Origin of the sequence: Flavonifractor sp. An112, assembly GCF_904377885.1 — a bacterium.
GTDB classification, from domain to species: Bacteria; Bacillota; Clostridia; order Oscillospirales; family Oscillospiraceae; genus Flavonifractor; species Flavonifractor avicola.
The window spans coordinates 1-8,692 of record NZ_CAJFGT010000096.1 but is presented as its reverse complement, the minus strand read 5'-3'; the positions used below and the strand labels follow the sequence as shown (position 1 = coordinate 8,692).

At 60.2% G+C, this 8,692-nt stretch carries 5 protein-coding genes and 1 pseudogene; 5 read left to right on the top strand and 1 reads right to left on the bottom strand.

Going from position 1 to position 8,692, the window contains the following annotated elements:
* Positions 1 to 369: 369 nt before the first annotated feature.
* Positions 370 to 492: pseudogene (locus tag IHN22_RS11805) on the bottom strand (sporulation transcriptional regulator SpoIIID); the annotation flags it as partial.
* 262 nt (positions 493 to 754) lie between these two features.
* Between IHN22_RS11805 and IHN22_RS11800 the strand changes: the two are divergent.
* From IHN22_RS11800 to IHN22_RS11780, 5 genes are all read left to right on the top strand, one after another.
* Positions 755 to 1,630: a DUF2156 domain-containing protein gene (locus tag IHN22_RS11800; protein ID WP_087390059.1), complete on the top strand. Its 876-nt coding sequence runs from the start codon at positions 755 to 757 to the stop codon at positions 1,628 to 1,630.
* Position 1,631: 1 nt separating this feature from the next.
* Positions 1,632 to 3,887, top strand: coding sequence for a GNAT family N-acetyltransferase (locus IHN22_RS11795; protein WP_191435557.1), 2,256 nt, complete (start codon positions 1,632 to 1,634; stop codon positions 3,885 to 3,887).
* A gap of 176 nt (positions 3,888 to 4,063) precedes the next feature.
* Positions 4,064 to 5,758: a sigma-70 family RNA polymerase sigma factor gene (locus IHN22_RS11790; RefSeq protein WP_191435555.1), complete on the top strand. Its 1,695-nt coding sequence runs from the start codon at positions 4,064 to 4,066 to the stop codon at positions 5,756 to 5,758.
* 127 nt (positions 5,759 to 5,885) lie between these two features.
* Positions 5,886 to 7,874, top strand: coding sequence for an S-layer homology domain-containing protein (locus tag IHN22_RS11785; RefSeq protein WP_191435553.1), 1,989 nt, complete (start codon positions 5,886 to 5,888; stop codon positions 7,872 to 7,874).
* 117 nt (positions 7,875 to 7,991) lie between these two features.
* Entirely contained in the window at positions 7,992 to 8,591 is a 600-nt protein-coding gene (locus IHN22_RS11780) for a Crp/Fnr family transcriptional regulator (protein WP_087188934.1), read from the top strand.
* Positions 8,592 to 8,692 lie beyond the last annotated feature (101 nt).

Genomic DNA, 8,692 nt, shown 5'->3' with positions numbered 1-8,692 from the left:
TGCTCAGTGGAAGGAGAACTTCTGCGAGAACGATGCTCTCCTGTGCGCCTTGGACCGCATCTTTGACGATGCTGTGGTCTTTACCATTAAGGGGGAGAGTTTCCGGGGCAGGAAACTGGAGACGGTTGCCTTGCGTACTTCTACTGGCTCACCGGCTGACCCACAGCAGGCCGGGTAAACAATATTGTCTGGGGGCTGGCTACCCTTGATTGGCGATTTTCGTCCGGCCGAGATTGGCGATTTTCTCCCGGCCCAAAATGGTTAATTTCTCCCGACCCTAACAATTTGACGGTTACCTAAAAACAGAGTAACAAACCTTATGGTCGTGTCAACCTTATTGTATTGCCCATATAAAACATTCTAATTTATTACATCTGTATGTACGGTGGATTTGCTGATGCCGAACTGCCGGGCGGCGGCCCGCACCGTGGCACGGTTCTCTATGATGTAAAGCGCCAGCCGGCAGGCGCGTTCCTCGATGTTCCCTTTCAAGCAGCAACACTCCTCCATTCATTCACTGGTGGAGTATATGAGGGGGGACCGACAGATATTTCTGCTCCGGCAGCAAAGGGACTTGTAATGTAGAGCGGCTTGGTAGATAATAGAGGAGCCTCAAAGCGAAAAACAGGCCCTCTTATGGAAGAAAAAGGACAAAAACGGGCATGATACAGGAGCGCACAGCTCCAGAGCCCTCCCTGCTGTTTGCCGCTGCGGGGGCCAGCGATCCTATTACGACAAAGAAAAGAGACACATCATGCAATTTAAGCAACTGACGCTGAATGAGATCCCTCTTGTTCAGCCTTATTTCCGGCAGATGAAATCCAGGACCTGCGACTTTACTGTGGGCGGAATGTTCATGTGGCGGAATTACTATAAAATGGAATATGCCATGGACGGGGAGATCTTTTATTCCCGTCTCCACGACCAGGACGGCCAGGTGTACTACAATCTCCCTCTGGGGGGCGATGTGGCCGGCGGCATCCAGGTGCTGAAGGGGCAGACCGAGGGCGGCCCGCTGCGGTTCTGCACCGTCCCGGAGTGCTATCTGGAGGAATTCCAGGCCATCTGTCCGGGGTGTGCCGTCAGCGAGCAGACCGATTTTGCCGACTATCTGTATCAGGCCTCCGATCTGGCCCAGCTGGGGGGCAAGCGGTACAGCGGCCAGCGCAACCAGATCAGCCAGTTCAAGCGGGGGGTGGAGGGGTGGTCCTTTGAGCCCCTGACCGCTGGAAACGTAGGGGCGGTGGAGGCCTTTTTCACCCAGACCTATCTGTCCGGCGCGGGCGCCGGGGCCACGGAGCGGGAGGAAAACGACCGGGTGCTGGAGGTGCTGCAAAATCTGGACCGGTACGGCATGGTGGGGGGCGTGCTCACCGCCGACGGGTCCATCGTGGGCTTCTCCCTGGGGGAGATTGTCAACGACACCCTGTTTACCCACATCGAAAAGGCCGACCGAAGCTGCAAGGGCGCCTATCAGATGCTGGTCAATCAGTTTGCCGCCGCTTACACGGGGGGAGACGTGACCTATATCAACCGGGAAGAGGATATGGGGGACCCCGGCCTGCGGCGGGCCAAGCAGGCCTACCACCCCATAGAACTGCTGAAAAAATATGTGGTTGAGGTAATGTGACATGACGACCGGGATGCTGCGAGACTGTCATATGGAGCAGGTGATGGAGTTGTTCTGTCAGTGCTTCCAAGACGATCATTTCTACAAGCGCTCCTTCCCCTCGGAAGCCACCCGTATGCAGGATATGAGGAAGGCCTACGGGCCCAGCCTGCTGTACTGCCTCCGGCACGGAGACTGCCGGGGGATCTGGGACGGGGACACCCTGACGGCCTTCCTGCTCTGCTTTGATTACCGTAAGGTGCGGGGGGAGGACTTTGCCTCCTTCCGGATGATCTTCGCCGGGGAGGATGGGGGCCAGGGCCTCCCCTACAGCGCTTCCCTCCACGACGTGGTGGAGGGGCTGCCTGGGGATGTGCTCTACCTGCTGTCGGTGGCGGTGCGCCCCACCTGCCAGAACCGGGGCCTGGGGGCCTGCCTCATCGACCTGATCCTGAAGGACTATCCCCGGCACTACCTGGTCAGCGACGTGTCCAACCCGGATTCCCTGGGGATCTACCGGAAGCGGAACTTCTCCATCCGGGAGATCGAGAAGGACTACAATCTCATCATCCATGCCCCCCAGGACCCCGCCCATACCTTCTCCATCGGCAGCACGGTCAAGCTGCTGCTCCCCTCCCCCGGCCTGCTGGAGCGGTATCAGATCCCCTGCCGTGTGGTGAAGGAACAGACGGCGGTGGCCGGGTACGGCACAGTGGAGGACCACGGCGTGGACTGCTTTGTGACCCGGGAGGGGGAGCTGGCCATGGGGTCCGTGGTGGAGCTGGACTACGACAGCTATTTGCAGTACCAGCGGCTTATCAACGTGGCCCAGTATGAGGAGCATATGGCGGGGGACCGGGTCTTTTATGTCCGGAAAACCCCCTATCCCGCCCCGCCCCTGATGAACGGCGTGCTGGAGGAGATGCTCCCTTCCCGCCAGGCGGAATGGGCGGTGATCCCCGATGTGTTTGTGTCGGTGCCCGTTCAGTACCGGTCCATGGACCTGCTGGAGGACTGCCCGGCTCAGCCCGACCGCAAAGCCGCCGCTCTGCTGAAGGACATGGACTTCCGCACCCACTATGAGGCGGGCGTCCCCTCCCAGCTGGAGGATGTGGACGATCTGGCCGGCTTCAAGCGCCGCATCAGGCGCTATTACCTGGGCAAGATTCCGGTCCAGATCACCAGAGAGGGAACGGTGGACTGCTACGACGAGGCAGACGACCCCATCGGCGCTCCCGCCTTCGTGGATCTGTACATCTCCATTGACACCGACAGCAACTGCGGAGTGCTGACCTGGTACTCCCTCTCCTCCCCCTTCCTCATCAGCCACCTGATGGACAACATCATCCGCAACAATCTGATGGTGGTGGGAGCGGACGGCAGCCACACCAATTTCTTTGACTTTGTCAGCCTGAACTATGGGGTGATCAAGCGGGGCACCCCCAAGATCTTTGCGGTGATCCCCAAGGCCAAGAGCTGCCTGAAGTCCAGCCAGATCGCCTCCCTGCTGGCCGCCGAGACCATCTACCCCGACGGGGAGAATTTCGGTGAGATCGTGGACCGGGAGATCGTGGCCGCCATCAGCTCGGAAAAGGGCATGGGGCAGTATGACCGGGCCTTTGTGTGCGCCTACAGCAACGTGGTGCTCCAGTTCACCCCCGACTTTCAGGCCACCCTGCGGGACCGGCTGTGCGAGGAGTCCATCACCCTGTTTTACATCGAGCTCATTCTGCTGGAGGAGGCCGCCATCCAGATCGCCGACCGGGAGATCATCCGCCTCATTACCTCAAAGGCGGTGGACGAGCCGGTGGAGTTTCTCAAGCAGGTGGAGAATATCTACGACAACTTCTCCAAAACCATTGATTTTTGGGACATTCAGGTGAACTACCCCACCTCCCAGAAGTCCATCGATATGCTGCGCCAGGCCTTCAAGATCAAGGACCAGCTGGCGTTTATGCAGCGCAATCAGGCCCAGATGCAGACGGTGTTTGATACCAAGTGCGACATCATCGACCGCAACGACTCCAAGCGGATGGACACCTCTCTGGCCATCATCTCCATTCTGGCCATCTTTTCCGCCTGGATCGACGGGTATGACTATATCGCCACCTGGAGCGATGTGTTTTCCGGCTCCGTGATCCATCTGCTCCAGCGGATCCTGTTTGTTGGGGTGGCCATCACCGCCGGGTATGCCATCTTCCATCTGTTTGGAAACAAGTTCAGACGTTTCCTCAGCAGGCGGAGGGACCGCAGGCGGAGGCGGGATCAGAAAAAATGACCTTATCAACCGCAGAGCAGGATGGGCCCTGAAAAGGCCCGTCCTGCTTTTGTTGTCTCGGGCCGGGGAATGATGGTACAATGGAGAAAAAGCGAGACAAAATTTTCGCGGGAATAAAACCGGCGGAGCCTTTTCCAACACAAACAGACAGAAACGTTCCAAAGGGAGGAAGTCATATGCAGCTTTTGTCCGATTTGTCCAACACCGAGGCGGTAGCCCGGCTTCGGGCGGGGGATGAGGAGGTCTTTACCCGACTGTATCAGGCCTGTTACCGCATGGTCTATCTCCAGGCCATGAAGATCCTGGGGCAGGCTGATCAGGCCGAGCAGGTGGTGCAGGACGTATTCATTGCCGTGTTCCGCTCCATCGACAAGCTGAAGGACCCGGAGTCCCTGCGGTCCTGGATCGGTGGCATTGCGGTCCGGCTGGCCCTCCATCAGCGGAAGATGCAGACCGACTCCCGTGAGTTCGCTCTGGAGGAGGAGGCTATGTTTGACCTTCTGGATTCCGGCCCACCCGTGTCCTCGCCGGAGGATACCCTGTGCGAGCGGGACACGGGCCTGATTTTGGGGGAGCTGGTGGACCAGCTCCCCGACGAGCAGCGCACCGCCGTCATGCTCTACTACTACGACCAGTGCCCCATTAAGCACATTGCGTCCATTCTGGAATGTGCCGAGGGCACCGTCAAAAGCCGCCTGAACTACGCCCGCAAGGCGCTGGAGAAGCTGATCCTCCAGCGGGAGCAGCGGGACGGCGTGCGGCTCCATGCCCTCAACCCGGGACTGCTCTTCCTGGCCATGGTGCTTCAGGAGCAGAATCTGGCGGTGGACCCGCAGGTGATGGAGCGGGGACTGCTGGCCGTCAAGGGGGCTCTGGGCCTCACCGCGGCGGCAGCGGCAGGCTCCTCTGCTGCGGCGGCCACCACCGCGGCTTCCACCTCGGCGGCTTCCACCGCAACTGCTGCCGCCTCCGCTTCGGCGGCGGTTGGTGCCGGGGGCGGGGGTCTGACCCTGGGCAGCAAGGTGGCCATTCTGCTGGTGGCGGCGGCTGTGGCTACGGGAGGCGGCGTGTTTCTGGCCACCCGGCCCCCGCAGGAGCCTCAGCCCAGTGTCCCGGTGATGGCTGTGGTCTCCCCCACCCCATCGGCTATGCCCTCGGCCGCGCCCAGTCCTACGCCCTCGGCCACGCCGTCGGTTACTCCCAGTCCCACCCCCACAGCCACCCCCAGCTCTACCCCGTCGCCCTCTCCCACGCCTGCCGCTACCCCCAGTCCCACGGCAACGCCCAGACCCACCCCCACGCCTACGCCAACCCCGGTGACCCCGGTGGTGGAGAACCGGAGCATGAGCGCTGAGCTGGGGCGCGGCTACAGCTTTGGAGGACAGTGGGGAAACCTGAATCCCTCTGACGCCGGTCTGCCGGCGGGGTTGACCTACAGCTCCTCCAATTCCAGTGTGGCGCCCATTGACAGCTCCGGCTGGTTTACCATCCTGTCCCCCGGCACGGTGGTGCTGACGGCAGTCAGCCCCCGGGAACCCAACGTCCACTATACCATTACCGTGCAGGCCAAGAATGAAGTGCCCTGGGACTACCAGTTGGACGGCATTACCCTCAGTGTGGGACAGAGCCGGTATCACGGATTTTCCTCCTATTCCCTGTATACCAACTTTACCATCGCCTCTACCGTGTGGAGCAGCAGCAATCCATCGGTGGTGACGGTGGGCGACCAGGAACCCACCAGCTGTCAGCTCACTGCCAACGCCCCGGGCACAGCCACCATCAGCGGCGTAGTCACCTTGCGCGTGGATAGTCAGGAGGGTGTGCTGACCTTCACCGAAAACGTGTCTTTCCAGGTCACCGTAAACGCATAGTGGCCGGAATGCGGCACTTGAAAAAAAGATAAAAAAATTTTGCCGGCTTTAAAACCGGGCTGCCGGTTCGGAACACTAACAGACAAAGCCCCTGCAAAATCCCAAATCAAGAGAAGGAGAATGCGCAATGAAAAGACGATCTTTCCGCCTGCTTTCCTGTCTGTGTGTTCTGGCCATGGCAATATCCATGCTGCCGGCGGCCTGGGCCGCAGAACCGACGCCCCTGAAATCCACCATTGCCGGTGGCACCTACAACGGCAACTGGGCGGTGCCCATTGACGCCTACCTGTACCAGGACGGCGACAACCTGGTGCGGGTGGAAAATTTCAAGGGTGTCAAAATCGTCGATGCCCAGGGAAATTTTATGAAATGGAGCGCCTATCCCCGGCTGGTGGCCGAGACCTACGACAGCAACTTCCAGCTGATCTCCTCGGTGGATCTGGACATGGAGCTGGACCTGTGGGGCGGCTTCTATGCCGGTGAGGACTACAACTTTGTGATTTTCGGCCAGGAGAACCCCAGTGAGGACGACAACGCCGAGGTCATCCGGGTGGTGAAGTACGACAAGGACTGGAACCGCCTGGGCCAGGCCAGCCTGCGGGGGGCCAACACCACCATCCCCTTTGATGCCGGCAGCCTGCGGTGCGACGAGTACAACGGCTACCTCTATGTGCGTACCAGCCATGAGATGTACCAGTCCGGCGACGGGCTGAACCACCAGGCCAATCTGACCTTCTCGGTGCGTGAGTCCGATATGACCATCACCGACGGCTATCACGACGTGGTGGCCAACAAGGGCTATGTGTCCCACTCCTTTAACCAGTTCATCCTGGTGGACAGCCAGGGGCGGCTGGTGGCTCTGGACCACGGTGACGCCTACCCCAGAGGGGCCTGTCTGTCCATTTACGACAACAAGGCGGGGAGCGACACCTTCGCCAACGGCTGCAAAACCTTCAATCTGACTACCTGGTCCGGCAGGGTGGGCGAGAATACCACCGGCGCCAATGTGACCGACCTGGCGGAGACCTCCTCCGGCTACCTGGTCGCCTACAGCAGCACCGGTAAGGGCTCGGCTTCCACCATCGGACAAGACCCCATGAACATCTTCCTGAGCTATACCAGCAAGGATGACATCTCCTCCAACGGCACCACCGTGCGCCAGCTTACCTCCTGGCCCAGCGACTCCGACCTGTACGGCTCTCAGCCTGTGCTGGTTCCCACCGGTCCGGACGGCGGCTACATCCTGTGGCAGTTGGCCGAGAAGTGGGATAACGGCTACTATTACAATAAGGAAAGCATCCAGTATGCTACCTATTCCGCCGACGGCACCGTCTCCAACATCAAGACCGCTGACGGCGTGCAGATGTCCCGCTGCCACCCCATCAGCTACAACGGCAAGGTGGTGTGGTACTCCACCCACGATTCCACCCCCGTGTTCTATGTGCTGGACGAATCCGGAGTCCAGTCCTACCCCGTTGGGGAGGGCGGCGGACAGCAGCCTGATCCTGACCCTGACCCTAATCCCTATCCTGATCCCGACCCCACCCCCGATCCCGGCGACGGTGAGAACGGCGACTTCTCCTTCAGCGACGTGCCCGCCAACCAGTGGTACGCCGAAGATGTGGGGAAGGCCGCCCAGGCCGGTCTGATGAAGGGTACCGGCGGCGACAAGTTCAGCCCCAACGGCACCCTCACCGTAGCCGAGGTGGTCACCCTCACCGCCCGGCTGTATGCCGACCGCCAGGGGGAGAGCGTGCCCGCCTCCGACGGCGCCTGGTACCAGGGGGCCTACAATTACTGCGTGGATCAGGGCCTGTTTACCACCAGTGAGGTACCGCTGTCCACCGTGCTGAACAAGGCCACCCGCTTCCAGATGGTGAACCTGCTGGACCGGGCGGTGCCCCAGGAGGAGAAGCAGGTCATCAACGTGGTGTTCAACGGTGAGGTCCCCGACGTACAGGAGACCGATCCCTACGGCCCCGTGGTTTACCTGTGGTACCGGGCCGGCATCGTGGAGGGAGATAACAATGGAAGCTTCCACGGCAATACCAATATCAGCCGGGCGGAGACGGCAGCCATTCTCTGCCGTCTGGCCGGGCTGACCCCCCGGGTGTGACCCGGTATCTGCCGGTATTTGGACAACAATTTCATAGGAATTAACCTGGGATAATGTAGAAACCACGCAAAATATGATAAAATAAAACACTAATATTTTGTGTTGGGAGGGTGAGAGATGGATCTGCCAGAACTTTACCATCACCTGTTCGGACTGTCGGACCAGTCCCTCATCCAGAGGCTCACGGAGTGGGGCGAACTGCGGAACGTAAAAAAGGGCCACCTGCTTTACCGGGAAGGGGAAACGCCGACCAAGCTGACCTTTTTGGTCCAGGGGCTGCTGCGGGGCTATTTTCTGGATGCCGGCGGCCGGGACATCACCGACTGCTTTGCCTTTGAGCCGGGGTCCCCGGCCACGGCCTGTATCGCCCTGGGGGAGCCGGCCACCATCAACATTGAGGCACTTACCGACAGCCTGGTGCTGGAGCTGCCCATGAGTCTGGTACTGGAAATGCTGGAGGAATATCCCCAGCTCTATCGCCTGTACAGCTGTTTTCTGCTGGACGCTCTCAAGCGCCACTGGGAGGTGAAGGCCGCCATGTACCAGTATGACGCCATGGACCGGTATCAGTGGTTTTTGCGGGCCTATCCGGACCTGCACCGCCATGTCAGCGGGAAGCACGTTGCCTCCTTCCTGGGTATGACCCAGGTGACCCTCAGCCGCCTGCGCCGTACCCTGCGGGAGGCGGGCCAGCTCCAGGCCGCCGAGGAAGAATAACAAAAAAGGGCCTGTTGCAAAATGCGCAGCTCGTACAAAGACCCGTCATTCCGAGAAAAACGGCCGCCCGGTGGGCGGCCGTTTTTCGTGGGAATCCGCCC

Coding starts and splice junctions, on each gene's coding strand:
- IHN22_RS11800 (WP_087390059.1), top strand. CDS start 755: ATGCAATTTAAGCAACTGACGCTGAATGAGATCCCTCTTGTTCAGCCT.
- IHN22_RS11795 (WP_191435557.1), top strand. CDS start 1,632: ATGACGACCGGGATGCTGCGAGACTGTCATATGGAGCAGGTGATGGAG.
- IHN22_RS11790 (WP_191435555.1), top strand. CDS start 4,064: ATGCAGCTTTTGTCCGATTTGTCCAACACCGAGGCGGTAGCCCGGCTT.
- IHN22_RS11785 (WP_191435553.1), top strand. CDS start 5,886: ATGAAAAGACGATCTTTCCGCCTGCTTTCCTGTCTGTGTGTTCTGGCC.
- IHN22_RS11780 (WP_087188934.1), top strand. CDS start 7,992: ATGGATCTGCCAGAACTTTACCATCACCTGTTCGGACTGTCGGACCAG.